The organism is Cytobacillus oceanisediminis 2691, assembly GCF_007678455.1.
Lineage (GTDB): Bacteria > Bacillota > Bacilli > Bacillales > Cytobacillaceae > Mesobacillus > Mesobacillus oceanisediminis_A.
The window spans coordinates 1-230 of sequence record NZ_VEEP01000449.1 but is presented as its reverse complement, the minus strand read 5'-3'; the positions used below and the strand labels follow the sequence as shown (position 1 = coordinate 230).

The following is a 230-nucleotide window of genomic DNA, read 5'->3' as shown; positions in this document are numbered from 1 at the left end:
ATAAATGAAATAACAATTGTCCTGTAGAACTTGATTTATCCATTGTTATATTTTCTTCTAAACTATGAAAACTCACGCCTCGATTATTAAGTTCATTAACTAATGTGATTAAATCTTCCATGTTACGTCCTAATCTATCTAGTCTCCAAACAACAATCGTATCTCCTGACCTCGCAAATTCAATAGCTTTATCTAAACCAGGACGTTTACTTCTTGATCCACTTATATGA

The 230-nt window shown here is 31.7% G+C and carries 1 protein-coding gene; it reads right to left on the bottom strand.

The genetic code is table 11. The features are described 5' to 3' along the window. Window positions 1-230 (bottom strand): recombinase family protein (locus tag FS736_RS24025; protein WP_260983708.1); only part of this gene is annotated, 230 nt, incomplete at both ends.